The following is a 571-nucleotide window of genomic DNA, read 5'->3' as shown; positions in this document are numbered from 1 at the left end:
CGGGGGTCGAGTTCCGCCATGAGTCGCGGTGTGTCACGTCACAGCCAACACCGTCGAGCGCCGCCCCGCCCACCGTACGCTGCCCGGCAGCCCCTTCAAGCAGGCACCAACCGGTGAACGGTTACCGCGAATCCAGCAGTTCTCCTTCGACTGCCTCGCGGACAGCCTGCCGCGCATGAACACGCCGACGAGGCGGCGATGAGCATGGTCCTGGTCACTGGCGGAGCTGGCTTCATCGGTGGACATTGCATTGTTCAGCTCCTGGCCGCGGGCCTTGAGGTACGCACCACCGTGCGGGGCCTGAAGCGCGAGGGCGAGGTGCACGCCCTGTTGAAGGAGGGTGGCATGGAACCAGGCTCCCGTATGTCCTTCTCCGCCGCGGACCTGGCCGATGCAGGACACAGGATGGGAGGAGGTCGTTGCGGGCTGCGACCACGTGTTGCACCTAGGGCGTGTCCGCAAATAAATCGAGCGCAGCCGGGTGTTAGAAGGGCATGAGCCGAGGAGAGCTGACGGACGCCCAATGGGAGCGGCTGGCCGGACTGCTGCCGCCCCAGAAACCCGCGCGGGG

At 66.9% G+C, this 571-nt stretch carries 1 protein-coding gene; it reads left to right on the top strand.

Annotated elements, in window-relative coordinates; translation table 11 throughout:
* Positions 1-198: 198 nt before the first annotated feature.
* Positions 199-498 carry a GDP-mannose 4,6-dehydratase gene (locus U8525_RS34415; RefSeq protein WP_374270964.1) on the top strand — a complete coding sequence of 100 codons (300 nt, stop codon included), beginning with the start codon at positions 199-201 and terminating at the stop codon, positions 496-498.
* The last annotated feature ends 73 nt before the right edge of the window (positions 499-571 follow it).

It is taken from the genome of Corallococcus sp. RDP092CA, assembly GCF_041903675.1.
Taxonomy (GTDB): domain Bacteria; phylum Myxococcota; class Myxococcia; order Myxococcales; family Myxococcaceae; genus Corallococcus.
This window is presented reverse-complemented; position numbering and strand designations above follow the sequence as displayed.

What these genes read in the sequence shown, in the direction of transcription:
- U8525_RS34415 (WP_374270964.1), top strand. Translation starts at nt 199, where the DNA reads ATGAGCATGGTCCTGGTCACTGGCGGAGCTGGCTTCATCGGTGGACAT.